Raw genomic sequence first — 21,441 nt, forward strand, 5'->3', positions numbered from 1 at the left:
TAGGAAGGGAGATGCGAAGGAGTTTAGAATGATGAGACAGTTATCTAGATAACCGTCACGCTGACTGTCCTTAAAAGAGACCAGATATTAGGACTGCTCCATATCAGGGTCGCTACTGGCCGTTGCACTCATCTTTAGCTGCTGACGATACGCTTCAAGATCGCTGCTACTACTCTTATAAGGGTTGCCCAAGTCTGGCAGGCGTTTAAAGCGTCGATAACCCCAAATATAATGGGTAAAGTTATCATTAATAATATGCTCAATAGCGCGGTTAAGCGCTGTCGTAGCTACCTCTACATTACGGTCATAGAGAGATTCATCGTTGAGATCATAGCAGTGAATATCGAAGCCTTCACCATCTTGTCTACGGACGCAGGCTAGCCCGACCAGCGAGCATTTGGTCTTAGCAGCCAGCTTTGGTGTTAGCGTACTGGTTAAGGTGTTGACGCCATAAAATGGCACAATAACCCCACCAGAAGGGTCAGGGACGTGATCGGGTAAGATAATACTAAAGCCACCTTGCTTTAGCGTCTTGAAGACAGCTTTGACGCCAGTCGCATCAGTAGGCACTAGCGTTGCATTTAGGCGTTGACGACCGCGCAAGACAAAATCATTACTAATCTGACCTTGGACTGGCTTATACATAATAGTAGGTGCACCAAATTGGTTGAGCCAAGCGTTCATCATCTCCCAAGTACCAAGATGAGGAACGATGGCCAGCATACCATTAGGATTATCAAAGGCGGCGGTTAGTAGCTCTTGATTGTGAATTTCACGAATTTGCTTTAGGCTCCACTCAGATGGCATAGCCCAACACTTTACCGACTCAACACTACTCAAGCATTGGTTGAAGACAATCTGACGCGTTAACTTGTCAATCTCGTCATCGGCCATCTCTGGATGTACCAGTTTTAAATTAATCCTGATGGTTCGCACCACGCTTAAGCTCGGACGATTTAAGATAGCCCGAGCGACAAAACGTGCCAGCATCTGTAAAACAGACAGTGGCACGAATTTGAAGATTGAAAATGGATTCATAAATAATCGTTGGCAGTAATAACGAAGTATGCCGATATCTACCGGATACTAAGCATTAGGCTTGCCTTCGGTAGTGGCTTTTTCACGGGTCCGAATCCCAAGCTCGCGAAGCTGCTTGCTATCAACTTCTGCTGGGGCTTGAGTCAATGGGCAATCAGCCGTTTTGGTTTTAGGGAAGGCGATAACATCGCGAATTGAGCCAGCACCCACCATGAGCATGATCAAGCGATCAAGACCAAAGGCGAGACCACCATGAGGCGGCGCACCAAATTTTAGCGCATCTAGTAAGAAGCTGAATTTCTCATTGGCTTCGGCATCGGAGATACCTAAGGCATCAAATACTGCTTTTTGCATCTCTACCGTATTGATACGTAGACTACCACCACCAATCTCAGTGCCGTTTAAGACCATGTCATAAGCGATTGACAATGCTGTCTCTGGGCTTTGTTTTAGCTCATCGACCGAGCCTTTAGGCTTAGTAAACGGATGGTGCATTGAGGTCCAGTTGCCATCGTCGGTCTCTTCAAACATTGGGAAGTCGGTGACCCAAAGTGGCGCCCATTCACAAGTGGTCAAGTCTAAATCAAGACCAATCTTTTGACGAAGAGCACCCATCGCATCATTAACAATCTTAGCTTTATCAGCACCAAAGAAGATAATGTCACCGTCTTGTGCAGCTGTACGCTCGATTAAACTAACCAAGACGTCATCGCTCATATTCTTGATAATAGGCGACTGAAGACCAGACTCTTTGTCCACGCCATTATTAATATTGCTAGCATCATTGACTTTGATATAGGCTAGACCACGAGCGCCGTAAATTCCTACAAATTTGGTGTATTCGTCAATTTGCTTTCGTGATAATGAACCACCATTCGGTACGCGCAGTGCGGCAACACGGCCTTTAGGATCATTAGCTGGGCCAGCAAATACTTTAAAGTCAACGCCTTGCATAAGGTCGGCGACATCAATCAGCTTTAGAGGAATACGTAGATCTGGCTTGTCAGAAGCATAGTCACGCATAGCATCAGCGTAGGTCATGCGGGGGAATTTGCCCAAGTCGACGTCAAGCATAGTCTTAAATAGGTTTTGGATAAGACCTTCATTAATGTCCATGATTTCTTCTTCAGACAAGAATGATGTCTCAATATCCACCTGAGTGAACTCAGGCTGACGATCGGCTCGAAGGTCTTCATCACGGAAGCATTTTGCGATTTGATAATAGCGATCAAAGCCGGAAACCATTAACAGCTGCTTAAATAGCTGTGGAGATTGTGGCAAGGCAAAGAAGTTACCTGGACGAGTCCGTGATGGCACAAGATAGTCACGAGCGCCTTCTGGCGTAGCGCGAGTTAAAATCGGCGTTTCAACATCCAAGAAACCATGATCATCAAGGTATCTGCGGATGGTTGAGGTGGCTTTAGCACGGAACATCATGCGCTCTTGCATCTCAGGGCGACGCATATCGAGATAACGATATTTAAGGCGCAGATCTTCTGAGACCGTTGTATTGTCGTCATTCAATGGGAATGGCGGTGTCTCAGATTTAGCCAAGACTTCAATCTCTTTACCCAATAACTCAATCTGACCGCTGGTCATATTTGGGTTTTCCGTGCCTTCATAACGGCGGCGAACGCGGCCAGTAATCTTTAGCACATACTCAGGTCGAACTGCATCTGCGGTAGCAAAAGCTTCAGGGGTGTCAGGATCAACAACAACCTGTAAAATGCCTTCGCGGTCGCGCATATCCAAGAATATAACGCCGCCATGATCTCGGCGGCGATGCACCCAGCCGGTTACCGTAATAGTCTGATCTAGCAGCTGTTCGGTGACTGCTCCGCAATACTCGTTACGCATCATAAATTTGTCGTCCACATTCAATTGAATACAAAATAAATAAACAAGAAGTAAAAATAGGAATTTTTATCAAACGACCATTATGCCCAATCTTATGCTTTGATACAACCGCGTGCCCTTGAAATTCATTCAAGCGAGTCGCATATTAGGACGATAACCTTGAATAAACGATGACTAAATAATAAGTCGTAATAACTGTAATACCTTTTAAAAGGACTCTCATTATGTTGTTCCATCCGCCAAAAAACCCTGTTGAACTCAAAGTTATCCACTTAAATAAAAATCAGGCGCAGCGCCGAAAAGACCTTTTGGAAGCCATGAGCGATAAGCACGGGCTGAAACAACTCAAAAAACGCTTGGCCAAAAAAGCAAAGAAAGCTCTAAAAGACAAAGCACGCAGCAAAGACAGTGATAAAGATAAGAGAGTATTCGTTCTGGATTTTGATGGTGATCTAAAAGCAAGTGGGGTCAAGCATCTGCGCGAAGAGATCAGTACCCTTATCAGCACTGCCAATAAAGGGGATGAAGTCGTCGTGCGCCTAGAGTCAGGTGGCGGGCTGGTCCACGGTTATGGACTAGCAGCAGCGCAGCTGGTTCGCCTAAAAGAGTCTGGACTGACACTTACCGTTTGTGTGGATAAGATAGCAGCAAGTGGCGGCTATATGATGGCCTGTGTAGCAGATAATATCCTAGCTGCCCCTTTTGCCGTCATCGGCTCTATTGGGGTGGTCTCACAACTACCAAACTTCCATAAATGGCTCAAAAACCATGACATCGACTATGAGATGTTTACCGCGGGCGATTATAAACGTACGGTTACGGTTTTTGGTGAAAATGATGATAAAGATCGTGCCAAATATAAAGAAGAGCTAGAGCAGACGCATACCTTATTCAAACACTTTGTTAACACTTATCGCCCCAAGCTTGAGTTGGATAAAGTCGCTAATGGCGATCACTGGTACGGTGAGGATGCCCTGCATTTAAACTTGGTAGACGAGCTTAAGACCTCGGATGCTTATTTATTAGAGCTTATGGAAGACCATGAGGTCTATGCCCTGCATTCCAGACAGAAGCCTACCCTGGCTGAGAAGCTAGGCTTTGCTGGAGCGGCGCAGACAGCAGTGAATACGCTAGTCAACTCTACGATAACTAGCGCTGCGCAAAAGCTGCCAGAGCTAATGGCTCAGCTAGACAGTGACAGCCGATTTAGTCGCTAGCTTATCTATAGTCAGTTGGAATAAAGATATTGGTATTAAGCTGCCTAACAGGTCGCCGCGTAAAATAGCGGATGAAGCGCTTAAACAGGACATTATTGATTATCCTGATGCTTACCATTACGAACGAGCGGCTCGACTTGGTTACAGTAAATCTGGCATAGCGTGTGCCATGAAACGGCTTGGCTATACCCGTAACAAAATGCCTTGAACATCCTAAGGCAAACGGGCTGAAACGATTAGGGTGTCAGCTAAAACTTAAGTATTATAAACGTCAAGGCTACTCCATCATTTATATGGATGAGAGTGGCTTTGAGACGGAAGTATTACGAACTTTTGGCTACAACCCACAAGGTCAACCATGCAGCGACAAGTACAACTGGCGACAAAGAAGTAAAACCAATATTACTGGCGCTCTATACCATAAGGCTTTGTTTGCCGTTGACTACTTCAAAACCAACATCAATTAGAAGACGGTTTACCATTGATTTAAAAAACTCACCTTGATTCTAACGCTCAATCGACAATGTGTCATCGTGATGGATATGAGCGAGGATGTAGCAAAGCACTGCTTTGCCCGAGTGCAAGGGGAGAGCGTTACTGGCTATACTTACTTATTTCCTACGAGACTTACTTATTTCCTACGAGTCTCTTTATTCGTTAACTTATAAGGTCAAATTTATAATCTTAATTATGAAGTGGTTCGTTAAGCTTCTTTAAAGAAAAAGTAATCTGCTATTTTAGAAAGTAAAGCTAAAAGTAGTATTGCAAATAACATCCTACCGAAAAGAATGACCCAGATATCAGCACCAAGCAAAAACATGATTAAAGTATCCTCAATCAAGGAGTGCAAAAGGGATAAAAAACTTAAGGACATAAATAAGTCTCTTCGACTAAATTTTACTTCACTGACCTTCTGCATAATTAGTCCACCACCGTATGAGAGGCCAAGAAGTAACCCTATGGTGGTCATGGGCGCTAACAGAGGATTCTGACCTGTAATTCTCATAAAAGGTTCTAGTTGCCGAGAGAGCCATTTAATAATACCCACCCGCTCAAGAAAATCTATTGCAAAATTTATTGCTGTTATAATAATGAACATTAGAATCATTATTTTAATGGTCCCTTTTATCCAGTGAAGCCAGCTGTCATCTACTGAAGCTTCTGGCATCCAACTAACACTCACTGGTTCTTGCATAATGCCAAAAAAATTAAATAAATAATTTGCGCAAATACCATAGGTCATTGCAGCAAATACCCTCAGTAGTCCTGTAAATATTGCACTAGCTCCAGCTGCTCTAACAACAGCCTGCTCTACTGGCAGAGCATGCGCAAAAAGCATAACTGAGCTAAGAATGCTTAGTTGTCCAATTGTTAGTTCATTAGTAGGAAGTAGTGTCACTAATACACCAATCCCACCATAGAGATTCGTCAATAAGGTGATTGCCCATATTATTCCTGCCTCACCTGGTAACCCCATAGCTGCTAAAGGGGGTGAGAGAAGTTCACTTAACCAACCTGCTACTCCAGCTAATTCTAGAATTCGTGAAAGAAGCATCATAGGTAACATGATTTTTAATAAAAACGATGTTGTCACTAGAGATTTCTTTATTACACCAAAAATATAAACCATTACCATTTCCTTCCTTACTAACTAGTACTGCCGAATTTGAGATGTGTGGTGTTATACCAACTTATTATTTAGGATACTTCAGTAGCTCTTTGAGTTATTAAGTTTTTACTAGAGCGTTTGTTTCGAACCGCCATGACGCATTGCAAGCTCAAGCTAGAGTTAATTTAATGGCAGAAAAATTTGCGTAAATAGGTCGAGATAGATTGTTTTATTATTTTTTTAGTTAGTAACTACTTTAAATTTCTATGATGATGACATTTGATATTATGCTTTTAACAATGTTCGGCCATATACTTGCTAATATTATTTCCTCAAATGATTATTTGGACTTCAGAAGTTCATAGCTAAAAAGTACTTTGTTATGGCTATATATAGGCTGGCAGCGTATGGTGTTTACGATAGGACTATCGGTTGCTAATGGTACATATTAGCCAGTCCTATTATCCTAAAAGCTCAATATTAATACTCAGTTTTTAGGATAATACTAAATTGGTTTTTATCGACTTATCTGACGTCGTACTTTGCCCAATAACTTGAGCTAAGTATATCGTTAGCTTTTTAATATCTATCTTATTGAGCTAACTTTAGTGCTTGCTCTTAATTCTGAGTATGAAAAATAGGCCATATTGCAACAACTATCTGCCCCCAGTAGAGAAAGAGAAACGCTACTTCAATTAAAACCTCTTAACCATTGTCTAAATTTATTTGACCACTACATATCGATAGCACCGCAATCAACTATTAATATCTTCTTGTCGATCAAACTAGGATGTACTATTCATTTTGATCTCTCTTATTATTTTTTGGGTAATTACTCCAGTAGTTTGAGATTATTACACGTATCAATAAAAAGCCCCGTTACCTTAAGTAACGGGGCTTTTTATTGATACAGGGCTAAAAACTAATTAATGACTTGAAATTATTAATGATAGTGAGAGGCACATATCCTGTTAAGAGCCGTTTTCTAACTGATGTTTTTCTCGTAACTTCTGCCGCAGCACCTTACCGACATTAGATTTCGGCAATTCATCGATAAACTCAATATAACGTGGGCACTTGTATCCGGTTAGATTGTCTAGCGCGAAGTCTCTGATTGCCGCTTTAGTTAGCTGTGGATCTTGACGTACCACATATAGTTTGACAGATTCGCCTTGACGCTCATTAGGAATACCGATGGCGGCAACATCACTAACGCCTGGGCAATCTAACATGACTTCTTCCACTTCATTAGGGAAGACATTGAAGCCAGATACCAAAATCATGTCTTTTTTGCGATCAAGGAGGGTGATATAGCCGCGCTCATCCATACTAACGATATCGCCCGTCTTAAAATAGCCATCAGCAGTAAAGTAGGGGGTATTGTCCTTTTTGTAGTAGCCTGAGGTGACATTCGGCCCTTTAATACAAAGCTCGCCTGGCTTATTAAAGCCCACATCTTGATCATTATCATCGCGTATCACAACATCCACATTGACACCTGGTAGGCCAATGGTGCCATTGAACTCTTTGTCAGTGATATTGTTGGCAGTACCGACGGCGACGCCCTCTGTCATACCCCAACCTTCCACCATCGGACAACCTGTCGTCTTAAGCCACTGTTGGGCGGTCTGTTCTGTAGCGGCCATACCGCCTGCCTGAGTCACTTTTAATGAAGAAAAGTCTAACTGGCTAAAGTTAGGCTGCTCGAGTAGCCCCTTAAATAGAGTATTTACTCCTGGGAAGATATGAAAGGGCTGTTTTGATAAAGTTTTGACAAACTCTGGCATATCGCGTGGATTGGGGACGAGTATGAATGTATAGCCCGCCCGCATTCCCAATAAGGCCATCATAAAAGCGAAGATATGATACAGCGGTAGCGCCATAACCATATTGATATATACCTGATTGATATCTCGTGTCGCCGGTCGATACCAGGTTTCGGACTGTAGCGCAGCAGAGATAATATTTTTATGGGATAAAATGGCGCCTTTTGATAATCCGGTCGTACCACCAGTATATTGTAATATCGCCGTTTTATCTTGATCCATACGTGGTTGATTTAGTGGTGTATTACGGCCTTTTTTTAATACTGATGAAAAACTATGTACAGTATGCTTATTGTTATTGAGCTTATATTTGGGCACTAAGCGCTTGACTTGACGAATGACTATATTGACGAGCATTCCTTTCATTCCCATCATATCGCCCATTTTAGACAATACGATGCGCTCGATATTGGTCTCATCAACCACCTGCTCTAAGGCTTGAGCAAAATTATCGATCAAAAAGATAGTCTGCGCTCCCGAATCATTAAGCTGGTGTCGCAGCTCTCGACCGGTGTATAAAGGATTGATAGGAGTACATATATAACCGGCGCGTAAGATGCCGATCATAGTGGGCAAGTACTGTGGCACATTGGGCATCATGAGTGCGACGACGCTACCTTTAGGTATTCCTTCGGCTTGTAGCCACGCGCCAATAGCAATAGAAGCCTTGTCAATATCGTCATAAGTGTGCGTCACCCCCATACAGGTGGTGATAGGGTGTAGGCGGTAACGGTTAAAACATTCTTCAAAAAACTCTGTGGCGTTTTGATAGATATCAGAATTAATCGTCGGTGAGACACCATCTAAATACTGTGCTGTCCAGAATTTTTCCATAAATAAAGTCCCCTGTGTTACTAAATACAGAACGGTCAATTTATGCACTATTATCGGGTACTAGTATTAATAACTTGCACAATAAAAGTGGCTACAATAGTCGTACTGAAGCAATATTATCTAATAAGATAAACGGCTGATATTTAATATTAAAAAGATTATCTATTGTAACTAAAGCGGTAATCAATGTAACGGATATTTTTCAAATATCAGTCATAAAAACGTCTGGTATGAAGCCATGAAAGCTTCTACTAGCATAATTCACAGTAAGTTGTGGCAGGTCAAGTAGTGACTTCGATGGGGTTGAATTGAATCTTAGGTTAAATAGCGATAAGGATAGAGGTTAATCATAGTTTAATACTTGCGCAATAGCGTCACGAAGCTGAGTAGGCAGCCGTGCGGGTCGAATATTGGTTGCTGTACGGCCACTAGAGGGCGTGTTATTTGACGGTATTCGCTCATTACAGACACAAGCAATAGTAATCTTAGCTTGACTAAGTAGTAGGGATTTTTGATATTGTAGGTCTTCTATGGGGCTTTCAGATGCGTCTAACGCTTTAGCAGTTGGTGTAATACTACTAGAGCTTGGGGCAGCGCTAATAGAAGCTATCTGACAGCTGTCAGGCTTGACTGATCGGTAGATGCTTTGCTCAAATATAAGACTAGCAGGTCGCACCTGGATATTGTCTATGGTGACGATAATGGTTTCATCCAAGACAATGGCCTGAAGATACTTAAGCTGCGCCTCAGTGACAACAAAGTGATGCGGGCGATGCTCATGCTCATTATTAGAGGTATCAGCGTCACTGATGGGGTTAAAAAAGTAAGCTGCTAGTCCTAGGCTGGCTAGCCAGTCGCGGCGGCAGTGCTCATAAAAGCTTAAATGATTGGCATGATAGACGATGCCGCCTGCATCAGTATGATTGATATATATTCGGTACGGGAAGCTAAAGATAGGTAAGCTTGGTGCTGTAAGTGACATAAAGAGTGGTGATCCGTTATGATTCAAAAATAAGGATTATCTTAGTTAGAATGACACACTGACAAGAGAGCTAGACTGAAAACATCATTAGCACATGAATAGCTAGGAAGGCTAAGATGGCGCAAAAACGAGTCAATAACCGCCATGTTTGCTATTACGAATCAGCTCTTCATCAATGCTTTGAGTCGATAAGATACCCTGATTAAGGGTAATAGGTAAAGTGTGAGTCATAATGCGAGCAAAAGCCGCTAGCGACTCTACCCGCTGTTGGCTACCGAAAACTAGCAAAAGCTTGTATCATAGCAGACGCTTATCTTGCTAGTCGCTACTGAGCTTTATCGGGCGATAAGCAAATGCTCTCTTTTAGTAACTTCCAATAAGTGAATAACCAGTAAGAATTACCAAATTAGCTTTATAAATTTAAATGAATAGGATGTGTAATGACGCGTTTCGTCAGTTTTAATATTAATGGCATTAGAGCTCGCCAACATCAGTTAGAGGCAGTCAAAGATATTATTGACCCTGATGTCATGGGCCTACAAGAGACCAAGGTTCACGATGAGCAGTTTCCTTTGGCAGCCGTAGAGGGGCTTGGCTATCACGTCGAATACTTCGGTCAAAAAGGACATTACGGTGTGGCCCTCCTGTCAAAAGTAGCGCCTATATTCGTCCAAAAAGGCTTTCCAGGTGAAGCAGATGACGCACAAAAGCGCTTTATTCATGCAAGGTATGAGATGGATGGCCGCAGTATCGACGTATTAAACGGCTATTTCCCGCAAGGAGAGAATCGCAGCCACGAGACCAAATTCCCAATGAAGCGCGACTATTATGCCAGCTTGACTGCCTATATCGCTGAGCTTCAAGCTGAAGGTCGAACCCTAATAGTAATGGGCGATATGAATATCGCGCCGCAAGATATTGATATCGGTATTGGTGAGGTCAATGCCAAGCGCTGGCTCAAAAAAGGCAGCTGCTCCTTCTTACCTGAGGAGCGTGAGTGGTACGAGACACTCATGACGCAAGAGCTATTTGACACCTATCGCTTACATTATCCAGAAGATGCCAGTCAGTTTAGCTGGTTTGATTATCGCAGTCGTGGCTTTAATGATGAGCCAAAACGTGGGCTACGTATTGACCATATTCTTTGTACGCCTGATATTAAGTCGCATTGTATCGATGCCGGTATCAGCTATGAGCTGCGCGCTATGGAAAAGCCGTCAGACCATGCACCTATCTGGTCGGCATTTGACTTTACGAAGTAGAGTAGTGGCTGATTTGTAATGGTTGACAGTAGCGAGTCAAGGGTTACCCTTCACAAACTAGCGCTATAACTTTAAGAGAGTTAGCTGACTACAAATATCTGAGGTAAAGATAAAGTCTTTAAACCGTCCTCATAAATACCTTAATAAATTATAAATTACCAATTAATAAGGATTGCTTATGCCAGTAGGAAATATTGCTCCGCCAGATACGATTTATGCCATTAATGGTGTCCGCCTTGGAGTGAGCGCTGCTGGCGTTCGCTATCAAGACCGAGATGATCTGGTACTGATCGAAATTACTGAGTCTGCTACAGTAGCAGCGGTGACGACGAGTAATGCTTTTTGTGCAGCGCCAGTGGTATTGCTGCGCGCGCACATTAAGCAGGCTAGCCCGCGTTATCTTATCATTAATACTGGTAACGCCAATGCAGGGACAGGAGAAGACGGGTTAAGACGAGCGAAGGCAGTATGCGCTGCTGTCGCTACTAAGCTGTCAGTTACCCCTGAGTCTGTATTGCCTTACTCGACTGGTGTCATTGGTGAGCCACTTAATGATAAGGCTATCGTAGAGGGTCTTGACGCTGCCAAAGACAATCTGAGTGCTGACAACTGGCCCAGAGTAGCAAAAGGAATCTGTACTACAGACACCATCGCCAAGCTCGATAGCATGCAGATAACGATGGATGATGGTCAAGTGTACCATGTTACTGGGATATCAAAAGGCGCAGGCATGATCCGCCCAAATATGGCGACCATGTTAGGTTTTGTGGCCACTGATGCCAATATTGAAGCTAAGCTGCTACAAGAGATGCTCACTAAATTGAGTAATGAGTCATTCAACCGCATTACCATAGACGGTGACACCTCGACCAATGACTGCTGCACCTTGATTGCTACTGGTAAAGCTGAAGGCGAGTGCATCGATAGTGAGCAGCACCCCCATTACAAAGCACTTTATCAAGGTTTAAAGTCAGTATTTGTACGTTTGGCTCAGCTCATCGTGCGCGATGGTGAAGGCGCGACAAAATTCATTACCGTCACCGTGACGGGTGGCGAGACTACTAAAGAGTGCTGTGATGTTGCTTATGCGGTAGCTCACTCACCTCTGGTTAAGACGGCATTCTTCGCCAGCGATCCAAATTGGGGCCGGATCTTAGCAGCAGTAGGTTATGCTGGAGTAAGAGACTTGGACACTAGCAAAATTAATGTAGCACTTGATGAGGTGACTATATGTGAGCGTGGTGGTCTGGCTCCAGATTATACAGAAGCTGCTGGTCAGTCAGTAATGAGCCGTCCCGAGATCAAAATCCATATAGACTTAGCGCGTGGTGACTCTCAAGATACAGTCTATACTTGTGATTTATCATATGATTATGTCAAGATTAATGCTGACTATCGTAGTTAACGCTGTGAGGATTATTTAACGTAAGTTTTAGTCAAAAGTTTTGATACACAATAGTAAAAATCTTTTTGCAAAATCTGACGTTACGTTACAAAGCAGTTATAGATGATACTTTCCATCCTGCTTATACTGGCGACTATGAAGCTTTTAGTAGACGTTATTTGACTTAATATCATAAAGCGTATTACTAAGTTTGAATTTACTATCGGTAAGGGTTAGCAGGTACTGTGTAAAGGTTTACTCAAGTCAGATTTATCTAAATGACAGTTTGGCTTATATAAAACCTAAAATAATAGTATCGTCCCTGCTGACTTTTATTTAATTATTGAGGATAAAATTATGAAAAAACTAGCTATTGCTGCCCTAATGACTACTTTTGCACTAACTGGCTGTGCCACTAATAATCTAGCTAACGAAAAAGTTATGGTTGTTGAAGGTCAGCCGATGAAAGTTAAAGTTGTACCAATTTCAAGCTTTAAAGTTGAAATCGCCCCTCGTAAAGCAATCTGTGAAGTAGTAAATAGCGCAGGTGACAAGGTTGAATCAGAGTGCATTCAATACCGTCAAGCGCATCAAAAGAACTTTAATGCGTTAAATGGCTCAATCCAAGGCTTCACTTATGAGCCAAACTACCGTTATATGCTTGACGTTCGTCAAGAAGCAGTTGCTGATGAAGCTTCTGGCGTAGTTCGTCCAGTTTGGATCTTGAATGACGTAATTTCTAAAGTATCTGAGCCTACTATTGTTCAATAGTTAGTGTCTAATAATTGTCTTTAAACATTGGTTATTTTTTAACTAATAAAAAGATAGGAAAAGGCTCTTAATGTCAATTAAGGGCCTTTTTTTTGCGTCTGCTATTAATCACAACCTCTCGTCAAATTAAGCTTACGTGGTAGCTAGGAGTGCCTATATATAGCACCAAATACTATAATCAATCCATTTTAGACTTGATCCAAAGTCGCTGGAATAAATTTAGGCTTGCCTCAATCAGCTGCGATCAGTCAATAGCAAACTTAAAATCTTATTCAAAGTAGCTTATTCAAGGCAGCTTAATTAAAAAAGCTAGCACTGACTATAATTCACCGTTACCCCAATACTGGCGGTTGGTATTCGGCTATCAGCATAAACGGCCAATCCACCACGAGCTGTTTCTTTATATTTGTCAGACATGTCTTCGCCTGTCTGCTTCATCGTCTGAATGGCTTTATCGAGTGAAACGCAGTGCTCACCATTACCGCGGTAGGCAAGCCTAGCCGCATTAATAGCTTTCACCGCTGCCATAGCATTACGCTCTATGCAAGGGACTTGAACCAGACCGGCAATAGGATCACAAGTTAAGCCAAGATTATGCTCAATGCCAATCTCAGCCGCATTGAGGCATTGAGCCACACTACCACCGAGGATATGTGCCAGTGCACCTGCTGCCATTGAGCAAGCGGAGCCGACCTCACCTTGGCAGCCCACTTCTGCCCCTGAGATAGAGGCATTTTGTTTGATAAGGCTACCGATAGCAGTTGCTACCAGTAGAAAGTCATGAGCACCACTGACGCTAAAGCTCTCGTCGAAGTCTCGGTAGTAATGAAGGACCGCAGGAATGATTCCTGCGGCGCCATTGGTGGGGGCAGTCACGACTTTACCACCATTGGCATTTTCTTCATTCACTGCTAGTGCATATAGATTGATCCACTCCATGGCTTGAAGGCGGTCATTTTTCGCTTCTGGCCGATCCAGCTCTAGTGTCAACTGCTGATACAATGCGCTGGCTCGTCGCTTGACATTTAGACCACCTGGCAAGACGCCAGCGGTTTGGCAGCCTTGACTTACACACGCCTGCATCACTGCCCAAATATCATCAAGATAAGCGACCACTTCCTCAGAGCTACGGTAATGGCATTCGTTGGCCATGACCAGCTCGCTAATACTGAGATTATGCGTTTGGCACTGCTTGAGAAGCTCTTCTGCATTATTGAAAGGATAGGGGATAGCGCCTATCGAAGGGTTGGCAGGATCAACCTCTGGGTTATCAGCGTCAGCTTCATTAATGACAAAGCCACCACCGATGGAATAATAAGTCTGCTGAAAAGTCGCTCGATGCTGCGTAGTATGATCACTATTCGCCGCGGGATCGGCAAATATTGCTCGTAGGGTCAAGGCATTGGGATGGTAGGGCAAGACAATATCACTATGCCAAAATATATCACGCTCAGCATCAAATTGAATATTATGTTGACCAGCTAATGACAGCAGCTGCTCATTATATATGGGTGCAAGATAGTCCTCAGAATAGCGAGTATCAATTGTATTAGGCTTATGACCTTGTAGTCCCAAAAGTATTGCTGTGTCGGTCGCATGACCTTTACCAGTCGCTGCTAATGAGCCAAATAATTCAACCTCAATCTGCTGGACAGAGGCCAGATCAACCTGCGATTGTAGAGCCGCTAGGAATGTATTGGCGGCTACCATCGGCCCGACAGTGTGGGAGCTTGAGGGACCAATGCCAATTTTAAAAAGATCGAAGACGCTAATCATAATTATATATCGATGCCTAAAAGTTGAGCATAGCATAACTGATGCGATGCATTTAAACCAAATGTTTCGTCGCCCCAAGGATGTTAACGCTTAAGGCAATAGTGAGTATCACTGCGGCTGAATTGGAATCAATAAATAATGGTTTATTTACAAGGGAGCGCTCATTGTGGGGACTAAGGACATGGATTTCAAAGGGTATGATGGGTTATACGTAGATTTGATGATTTAAATAAATGATGGTGAAGGTGAAGAGCGGCGCAGCTAATACATAGCCCTTTGGTCTGCCTGCTTTCACTTTAACCTCGATGCTCATGAGTAGCGTGATGGCTTAATCGATGAATACTGCTAAAGTGCTCAATGAAGAGGCCACTTAGCTGAGGAATAAAAACGTTAGGAATGTCATGACCTAAGCCTTCTATTAGCTCAAATCGTGCCTGCGGGATAGCTTTGGCAATAGCGCGGCCATGGGACGGTGACAGTAGACTATCGTCGCTACCATGGACGACTAAGGTCGGCTGATAGGTACGAGCATTGTGCTGGGTGAGTGAACCGGTAGCCATTACTGCCAGTAAATGTCTGGTCGTACCCTTCGGATAAAAGCGCCGCTCGTATAATAATAGCGCCTTTTGCCGTGCTCGTGACTCGTCAAAGTGCTGAGTGGAGCCAATCTCTTTTAACAGTGCCACTGTATGAGAGATCACGGCTTCGACATCCTTTTTGGGCGGCATGGGCCGGGTCAATTGCCGTAGGGAGGTCAGCTTGGGAACAGGTAGTAGAGCGCGATTGTTACTGGTGGCCAGTAGTCCTAAGCTCAGCACACGCTCCGGATAGTCTGCAGCTAAGATCTGGGCAATCATCCCGCCCATTGACATACCTAGGACGTGACAATGATCTATCTGAAGTGCATTAAGCAATTGATGCGTGTCTTCTGCCATATCAAAGAGGTTATAAGGGATGGGGATGGCATCTCCTCGCTTTGGTAGGTTGATACCAAGCTTAAATTTGGAGACGAGTCTGAGCTGCTGAATAAAGGTTTGGTGCTGCTTGGTGAGCTTGTTTTTGTGCTTAAGTTTACTCGACTTGCCGATATCTCTATTGTCGAATCGAATAACGTGGAAGCCTGCCTCTATAAGCTTGTGACAAAAGTCGTTAGGCCAGACTAGTGACTGCGCGCCGAGGCCCATAATTAGCAAAATGACTGGCGCTTGAGGATCACCGCCGCGTTCAACATAGAACTTATACTTAGGCGTTTTTACTTTATACGCTTTCATAAAATCAGCGTATTTAGAGGGACGTGCAGTGATCTTGTAGCGTGGAGACTGAGTTTTCATATATGAGGTAGCCGCTTAGCTGCGTTTAACGCGCAACGTAGGAGTAAATTACTAAAAGTGAGGGTTAAAGTAATAACTATTGGGTTAAAAACATCGCTAAAATTGTCGTTATTAGGTACAATCCTCTCGTTAATACTAGGGTCAATTTGTATCCAGCCCGAGAGCTACTAAAGCTGCTGTGTTTTAAGGGTCTTATGACTATCTTGATAGCGATATCAGTATCAAGGCGATTAGTTACAAGGTAAAGAATTGACAAGATAGCTGGTTACAAGCTGATGACTAAGTATCAAGCTAGCAAGGCAATATGTCACTTTGATGACGCGATTATGCTAGCCTGCTTATTGAAAACGTTGTTAATAGCTAAGATAGCCACGGCATCTATCTAGTACATTGATAGTTAACAGACTTTGGCTGGTATAGACTGACTGAGAATAAGTGATGCAGCTCAAGCCGCGTTATGGCAGTTATTATAGTCAGCTATAGGCCATCACTGCTCTAATCTAGATCTGCATACTTAATATCGCTGCATTAGTTTTAACTATTATTCAAAATAGCCCGCGATTTAGCATGGCACTCTGCCACCCTCTCTTCAAAGGAAACCTCTATGGCGCAAGATCGTCCCACTGCCGCACAAGACACAGTATCAGACCATTCGAGCCACTCATCGTTACAGTCCGCAAGACCACTAACCGAGTATAACCCTGATTTTGAGAATGGAGAGTGGTTTCCGACTTGGCGTCCCTTTCAAGGTGATCTTGATACGCACGCGGTAGCCATCAATGAATACCTGCCTGCTGGCAAGAGTGTGCTACTCGGTATTCAGCATACCTTTGCTATGTTTGGTGCTACGGTCCTAGCGCCATTGCTAATGGGTTTTGATGCGAATCTTGCCATTCTCATGTCGGGTCTGTGTACGGTGATGTTCTTTGTGATTACTGGCGGCCGGATGCCAAGTTATCTTGGATCAAGCTTTGCATTTATTGGTCCTGTGATTGCCGCTTCCGCTTACGCCGGTAGCGGAGTCAATACTAATTTGAATGTCGCGCTCGGCGGTATCATGGTCTGCGGTATCATTTATGCGTTAGTGGGATTGCTGGTTATGAAAGTCGGCACTGGTTGGATTGAGCGCCTTATGCCGCCAGTGGTGACAGGGGCGATCGTCATGATTATCGGTCTAAACTTAGCCCCAGTGACCGTCCAAGGGGTCTCGGCCAATCAGTTTGACGCTTGGATGGCGACGTTGACGGTACTGCTTATCAGTAGTGTCGCTATATTCACTCGTGGTATGCTGCGTCGGTTGCTACTCTTGGTCGGCTTGATATTGTCTTATATCATCTATTATGTCGTCACCAACGTGCTAGGATTTGGTACACCCATTGACTTCAGTGGTGTTCAGCAAGCTGCCTGGATCGGTCTACCTTCCCTCCATACGCCAACATTTGAATGGAGTGCTGTGGTACTGATTGTACCTGTGGCATTTATTTTGATCGCTGAGAATTTAGGTCATTTTAAAGCGGTTGAAGGAATGACCCGATCCCGAGTGACTCCCTATATCGGTCGAGCATTCTTCGCTGATGGTCTAGCGACGACATTTTCCGCGGGTTTTGGCGGTACTGGTGTGACCACTTATGCAGAGAACATCGGGGTCATGGCAGTGACTAAAGTATATAGTACAACTATCTTTGTGATGGCTGGATTTGTGGCGATCTTGCTCGGTTTATCCCCTAAGTTTGGTGCTATCATTCAGAGTATCCCGCCTGCACTACTTGGTGGCGCCTCTATTGTCGTTTTTGGACTTATCGCAGTCGCCGGGGTCAAGATTTGGATTGATAATCATATCGACTTTAGTAAAAACAGCAACCTAATCATAGCGGCAGTCACGGTGATTATGGGAGCAGGTAACTTTAGCCTGCATCTTGGTGGTTTTGACCTTGGTGGTATCGGTACGGCAACTTTGGCAGCCATTGTTCTAAATGCGCTATTTAACCGTCAGTAGCATGTGCAACTTATATTTGTAGCCGAGCTACAGCAATTAACTCAGCAGTAATTAACTCAGCAGTAATTAACTCAGCAGCAATTATAAGTAGTCATCAGCTAGGCGCTATTATTACCCTATCATTTTTAACGTCTCATGACGAGAAAGGTGGTGGGGTTTATTTTTGCCGATAAAACCTTGCAAAAAAGCGATAGCGTTTAAGCTTGGAGTTCTCTTGCAGGGACTTTGGCTTTAATGAGCCTAAATAGATGGCTAGCATGGTCAGCGCCGCCCCAAACCACTGTAGACTATCAATAGCTTTTTGCAGCCAAAAATAATCAATGATCAGGGCAGCGATAGGCTCGCTTAACAATAGCAGACCGGTTAGTGCTAGTGACAGCTTGGGGATGGAATAAGCGATAAGTCCCCACGCCAGACATTGCATCACCGTCCCATAGACAATAATCCAAGCAAAATCCCCTAAAGTACTGGGCAGTAAATGACCGTTATCGATAATTAGCATAGGCACTATCATCGCAAGACTACCGCCGATACTAATCCGCTGCATCAAAATAAAGATAGGCGTTGGCGCGGCATCATGGGTGAGCCGAATGAAGGTCATCGAAGCCGCTAGCATCGCTCCTGATATAATACCGGTGATGAAGCCTTGGGCCGCATCAGCATTGTAATCAAACTCAGGACTAGCGATAAAAGCAACTCCGATTAAGGCAATCAATAAGCTAATCAGCTGCAATATCGTCTGGCGCTCTTGAAATAGTATGAAGCCAAATGCCGCTAAGAAAAAAATCTGTAAGCTATTGAGCAGGGTCGATATCCCTGGTCCCACAGCGTAGATACTCTCGTGCCATAGTGCCAGATCAAATCCTAAAAATGCGCCAGAGAGTAGAGCAAATACTAAAGCTCTGCTAGAGGTAGGCTTGGCTTGCTTACTAATGGTCGCTAATATCGTGAAGACGATGCCTGAGATAGCCAGTCGCCAAAATGCCATAGCAAAGCCGCCGACATCGACATGAGCAACGATAAGACTACCAAGACCAAAGATGATACAGCCAATAATTAAACCAAGGGTAGCAGACTGTGAGCTACTGACCGCCATTATCACATCCTTATGATTGTCGATATTTATAATAGCCTGTTGGATGATAGAGCAGCACTCATTAAGGGCAACACTTAATAAATTAGACTGCGCTTAATGTAAATTGCCTTAGTAAGATTTTACCTCAAAGCTATATTTATAAAAGATATTTTTTAGTTAACCATTGCCTTGAGAGACTTCGCCCACTTAATAAACCTGCGACACGAAAACATGTAGTAGATTTATCGGAAAGGTCCAAACTCATTTGCTAAAATTTAATGACTCTAGTTTTAGAATTAACTATAGCTTATCACCTGTATTACAGAACCTATATTAGGGTGTAACATAAAATTTGTTAAATTATGGCAATGGTTGGGAGAGTGGTAGTTAATTTTTACTTAGCCCTACAAAAACAATAATATCTTTATCTACAAAATTAACCCTTAATAAATAGAGACCTTGATGGCAGTGATGATATTAAGACGATTCACCCGATCCCTAACGCCGCAGACATACTTTCTCATCGCTATGCTGGCTATTAGTACCGCTATGGTCAGTACTTCTGGGCAAGCTGCAAGCTGCACCCTCCCCAAAAGCTACTACAAACATGTCTCCTGTACCAATGACTCCCACTACTTTTTGGCGATTAGAGACTCTGGAACCCCAGTTGCTCTAATCAACAAAGCCGGAAAAAAGGTAGTGGACTTATCACGCTATCAAAAAGTTGCGGCAGATAAGATAAGTGGGGGATTAATGCCAGTGCAGCGGCAAAACAAAGTCGGCTACCTCAATATGCAAGGCCGAGAGACTGTACCGGCAATTTATGACATATTATTGAATGAAGCGGGAACCAAGGGCTGGGCGAGACCAGTATCAGAGGGGCGTATTGTCGTCAAAAAGAATGACAACTACGGGGCGATAACAACAGGCAATAAGGTGATCATTCCATTTTCGTCAGATATTATTAGTATAGCTGACTTTAAGGATGGTCGAGCGCAAGTGAATAAGCGTGGCAAAGGTGTGCAGTGGTTTGATAAGCAAGGCAACATTAGTCGCTCAGCACCAGCCGCTCAGCCGAGTCAGGCCGCAAGCAAGACTGCAAAGGCTAAGTCAGGCTCCACTGCTCAGTCTGCTGCTACCAGCGCGGCACAATCGACCTCAGCATTCACCACCCTGTATCCGCATCAGCAGGATGGCCGCTGGGGGTTTGTAGATGATAAAAAGGTCACTATGATTACTTATTCATTTGAAGAGGTAATGCCGTTCTCAGAGGGACTAGCTGGCGTGCGAATCGCTAATAACTGGGGTTTTGTTAATCTCGGTGGTGAGCTGGTCATACCATTTCGCTTTGACGATGCCGGGGTAGATAAAGATGGTCGCTATGAAGGCGTCAAGCCCTTTACCTTTAAAAACGGCAAAGCTTGGGTGGGTAGTCTCAAAAATGGCAATAAAATTTGTATTGATACTCAAGGGACTAATGTCAGTTGTTAACCATTATTAGCTGCTGATTAGCAAGGGCTTAACAATAGCCTTATTTGCCTTTTACCATTATTCACCTTTTAAATGGGCACAGATTTTATTCACCAAAAAAGGCTGATAGTAGCAGGCTAAATCATGCCCCATACCATTGACAAGCTGAAAGGTGGCATTGGGGATGCTGCGAGCGACATCCTTACCGTGCTGCGGCGGAATAAGACCGTCTTTGCTGCCATGTATGACCAGAGTAGGGGCCTTGATATTTCGACTATGATGACGGATACTGCCGGTCGCTAAAATAGCGTGCAATTGCTGAACAGTGCCAGTGGGGTAGTAGCTACGCTTAAAGTGCAGCTTTGACTTATTCTGAACCAGTTTTTCGTTGATGAATCCTGGTGAGCCGATGGTTTTGACAAACCAAGTACCATGATTGATGATATCTTGCTCTTCTTTACCCGCTGGACGCTTGATCAAGGTATTAAGCTGTTTGGGCTTAGGCGGTAGTAAAAAGCCGCGATTGGTGGTTGTGAACAGCAATACCAGCTTATTAACCAGCTCAGGATGATTGGCCGCCACCAGCTGAGCAATCATGCCGCCCATAGAGGCCCCAAGTAGGTGTAACGGCTGATTAAGCTTATCCAGTCTTAGAGCCTGCACAAGATTGATCGTATCTTCAGCCATTTCAGCTAAAGTATAAGGAACCGGTTGATCACTATTAGAGAGCCCAGCTTGTAGACGCAGCATCATTTTAAGCTGATTGACTTTCGCGGTCTTATCATGGGCAATCTTAGAGGACAGTCCTATGTCGCGATTATCAAAGCGAATGACAAAAAATCCGGCATCAATCAACCGCTTAATAAAGGTGTCGGGCCAAAATAGCATCTGCGAGCCTAGCCCCATAACGAGTAACAATATAGGGTGTTCAGGATTGCCACCGCCTTCCACACACAGCTCAATATCATTACCGATATCAACCATCGTTTGATACATGCCCTCAGACAAGTCGG

18 protein-coding genes are annotated in these 21,441 nt (G+C 43.7%); 8 read left to right on the top strand and 10 right to left on the bottom strand.

Translation table 11 applies throughout. The annotated features are described in order from the left end of the window. Positions 1-87: 87 nt before the first annotated feature. Both EGV92_RS08685 and aspS read right to left on the bottom strand, forming a co-directional pair. On the bottom strand, positions 88-1,068 hold the full coding sequence (locus tag EGV92_RS08685; protein ID WP_278248255.1) for a lysophospholipid acyltransferase family protein: 981 nt from the start codon (positions 1,066-1,068) through the stop codon (positions 88-90). Between the two features lie 18 nt (positions 1,069-1,086). Continuing rightward, entirely contained in the window at positions 1,087-2,898 is a 1,812-nt protein-coding gene (gene aspS / locus EGV92_RS08690; protein ID WP_207401771.1) for an aspartate--tRNA ligase, read from the bottom strand. A gap of 221 nt (positions 2,899-3,119) precedes the next feature. Here aspS and sohB point away from each other — a divergent pair, with 221 nt between their 5' ends. From sohB to EGV92_RS13920, 3 genes are all read left to right on the top strand, one after another. Beyond that, a complete protein-coding gene (sohB, locus tag EGV92_RS08695; protein WP_131668870.1) occupies positions 3,120-4,112 on the top strand; it encodes a protease SohB in 993 nt (330 codons plus the stop codon). After that, positions 4,090-4,320 carry an IS630 transposase-related protein gene (locus tag EGV92_RS08700; RefSeq protein WP_131668871.1) on the top strand — a complete coding sequence of 77 codons (231 nt, stop codon included), beginning with the start codon at positions 4,090-4,092 and terminating at the stop codon, positions 4,318-4,320. The genes sohB and EGV92_RS08700 overlap by 23 nt, the downstream gene beginning before the upstream one ends. An 85-nt stretch (positions 4,321-4,405) precedes the next feature. Next, a complete protein-coding gene (locus EGV92_RS13920) occupies positions 4,406-4,579 on the top strand; it encodes a hypothetical protein (RefSeq protein WP_165525596.1) in 174 nt (57 codons plus the stop codon). Between the two features lie 236 nt (positions 4,580-4,815). Here the strand turns inward: EGV92_RS13920 and EGV92_RS08705 are convergent, their stop codons facing one another. The 4 genes from EGV92_RS08705 to EGV92_RS13925 all read right to left on the bottom strand — a co-directional run bounded on the left by EGV92_RS08705 (position 4,816) and on the right by EGV92_RS13925 (position 9,651). Beyond that, positions 4,816-5,742, bottom strand: a complete 927-nt coding sequence (locus EGV92_RS08705; RefSeq protein ID WP_131668872.1) for a hypothetical protein — start codon at positions 5,740-5,742, stop codon at positions 4,816-4,818. Positions 5,743-6,692: 950 nt separating this feature from the next. Next, complete coding sequence (locus tag EGV92_RS08710) at positions 6,693-8,381, bottom strand: AMP-binding protein (RefSeq protein ID WP_131668873.1); 1,689 nt, start codon at positions 8,379-8,381, stop codon at positions 6,693-6,695. Between the two features lie 343 nt (positions 8,382-8,724). Further along, positions 8,725-9,363, bottom strand: coding sequence for a hotdog domain-containing protein (locus EGV92_RS08715; protein ID WP_131668874.1), 639 nt, complete (start codon positions 9,361-9,363; stop codon positions 8,725-8,727). Positions 9,364-9,495: 132 nt separating this feature from the next. Further along, complete coding sequence (locus EGV92_RS13925) at positions 9,496-9,651, bottom strand: hypothetical protein (RefSeq protein WP_165525597.1); 156 nt, start codon at positions 9,649-9,651, stop codon at positions 9,496-9,498. A gap of 152 nt (positions 9,652-9,803) precedes the next feature. Between EGV92_RS13925 and xthA the strand changes: the two genes are divergently transcribed. From xthA to EGV92_RS08730, 3 genes are all read left to right on the top strand, one after another. Further along, positions 9,804-10,625 (top strand): exodeoxyribonuclease III, encoded by an 822-nt coding sequence (xthA, locus tag EGV92_RS08720; protein WP_131668875.1) that lies wholly within the window; start codon positions 9,804-9,806, stop codon positions 10,623-10,625. A gap of 178 nt (positions 10,626-10,803) precedes the next feature. Beyond that, positions 10,804-12,030 (top strand): bifunctional glutamate N-acetyltransferase/amino-acid acetyltransferase ArgJ, encoded by a 1,227-nt coding sequence (gene argJ, locus EGV92_RS08725; protein ID WP_131668876.1) that lies wholly within the window; start codon positions 10,804-10,806, stop codon positions 12,028-12,030. A 336-nt stretch (positions 12,031-12,366) separates the two neighbouring features. Further along, positions 12,367-12,780 carry a DUF4377 domain-containing protein gene (locus EGV92_RS08730; protein WP_131668877.1) on the top strand — a complete coding sequence of 138 codons (414 nt, stop codon included), beginning with the start codon at positions 12,367-12,369 and terminating at the stop codon, positions 12,778-12,780. Positions 12,781-13,089: 309 nt separating this feature from the next. Here the strand turns inward: EGV92_RS08730 and EGV92_RS08735 are convergent, their stop codons facing one another. Continuing rightward, positions 13,090-14,559 (bottom strand): L-serine ammonia-lyase, encoded by a 1,470-nt coding sequence (locus tag EGV92_RS08735; RefSeq protein WP_278248256.1) that lies wholly within the window; start codon positions 14,557-14,559, stop codon positions 13,090-13,092. Between the two features lie 293 nt (positions 14,560-14,852). Continuing rightward, entirely contained in the window at positions 14,853-15,887 is a 1,035-nt protein-coding gene (locus EGV92_RS08740) for an alpha/beta fold hydrolase (RefSeq protein WP_131668879.1), read from the bottom strand. A 604-nt stretch (positions 15,888-16,491) separates the two neighbouring features. Between EGV92_RS08740 and EGV92_RS08745 the strand changes: the two genes are divergently transcribed. Continuing rightward, positions 16,492-17,883 (top strand): solute carrier family 23 protein, encoded by a 1,392-nt coding sequence (locus EGV92_RS08745; protein WP_131668880.1) that lies wholly within the window; start codon positions 16,492-16,494, stop codon positions 17,881-17,883. 157 nt (positions 17,884-18,040) lie between these two features. Here EGV92_RS08745 and EGV92_RS08750 read toward each other — a convergent pair whose 3' ends face one another. Next, complete coding sequence (locus EGV92_RS08750) at positions 18,041-18,979, bottom strand: DMT family transporter (protein WP_131668881.1); 939 nt, start codon at positions 18,977-18,979, stop codon at positions 18,041-18,043. A 441-nt stretch (positions 18,980-19,420) separates the two neighbouring features. Between EGV92_RS08750 and EGV92_RS08755 the strand changes: the two genes are divergently transcribed. Further along, a complete protein-coding gene (locus tag EGV92_RS08755; protein WP_131668882.1) occupies positions 19,421-20,449 on the top strand; it encodes a WG repeat-containing protein in 1,029 nt (342 codons plus the stop codon). A gap of 57 nt (positions 20,450-20,506) precedes the next feature. Here EGV92_RS08755 and EGV92_RS08760 read toward each other — a convergent pair whose 3' ends face one another. Next, complete coding sequence (locus tag EGV92_RS08760; protein WP_242678685.1) at positions 20,507-21,424, bottom strand: alpha/beta fold hydrolase; 918 nt, start codon at positions 21,422-21,424, stop codon at positions 20,507-20,509. Positions 21,425-21,441 lie beyond the last annotated feature (17 nt).

This window comes from Psychrobacter pygoscelis (assembly GCF_004335015.1).
GTDB classification, from domain to species: domain Bacteria; phylum Pseudomonadota; class Gammaproteobacteria; order Pseudomonadales; family Moraxellaceae; genus Psychrobacter; species Psychrobacter pygoscelis.

Bases quoted from the DNA above. Each gene is read 5' to 3' on its own strand.
- EGV92_RS13920 (WP_165525596.1), top strand. From the start codon at position 4,406: ATGGATGAGAGTGGCTTTGAGACGGAAGTATTACGAACTTTTGGCTAC.
- EGV92_RS08745 (WP_131668880.1), top strand. From the start codon at position 16,492: ATGGCGCAAGATCGTCCCACTGCCGCACAAGACACAGTATCAGACCAT.
- EGV92_RS08705 (WP_131668872.1), bottom strand. From the start codon at position 5,742: ATGGTTTATATTTTTGGTGTAATAAAGAAATCTCTAGTGACAACATCG.
- EGV92_RS08730 (WP_131668877.1), top strand. From the start codon at position 12,367: ATGAAAAAACTAGCTATTGCTGCCCTAATGACTACTTTTGCACTAACT.
- EGV92_RS08755 (WP_131668882.1), top strand. From the start codon at position 19,421: ATGGCAGTGATGATATTAAGACGATTCACCCGATCCCTAACGCCGCAG.
- xthA (WP_131668875.1), top strand. From the start codon at position 9,804: ATGACGCGTTTCGTCAGTTTTAATATTAATGGCATTAGAGCTCGCCAA.
- EGV92_RS08715 (WP_131668874.1), bottom strand. From the start codon at position 9,363: ATGTCACTTACAGCACCAAGCTTACCTATCTTTAGCTTCCCGTACCGA.
- sohB (WP_131668870.1), top strand. From the start codon at position 3,120: ATGTTGTTCCATCCGCCAAAAAACCCTGTTGAACTCAAAGTTATCCAC.
- EGV92_RS08740 (WP_131668879.1), bottom strand. From the start codon at position 15,887: ATGAAAACTCAGTCTCCACGCTACAAGATCACTGCACGTCCCTCTAAA.
- aspS (WP_207401771.1), bottom strand. From the start codon at position 2,898: ATGATGCGTAACGAGTATTGCGGAGCAGTCACCGAACAGCTGCTAGAT.
- EGV92_RS08710 (WP_131668873.1), bottom strand. From the start codon at position 8,381: ATGGAAAAATTCTGGACAGCACAGTATTTAGATGGTGTCTCACCGACG.
- EGV92_RS08760 (WP_242678685.1), bottom strand. From the start codon at position 21,424: ATGTATCAAACGATGGTTGATATCGGTAATGATATTGAGCTGTGTGTG.
- argJ (WP_131668876.1), top strand. From the start codon at position 10,804: ATGCCAGTAGGAAATATTGCTCCGCCAGATACGATTTATGCCATTAAT.
- EGV92_RS08750 (WP_131668881.1), bottom strand. From the start codon at position 18,979: ATGGCGGTCAGTAGCTCACAGTCTGCTACCCTTGGTTTAATTATTGGC.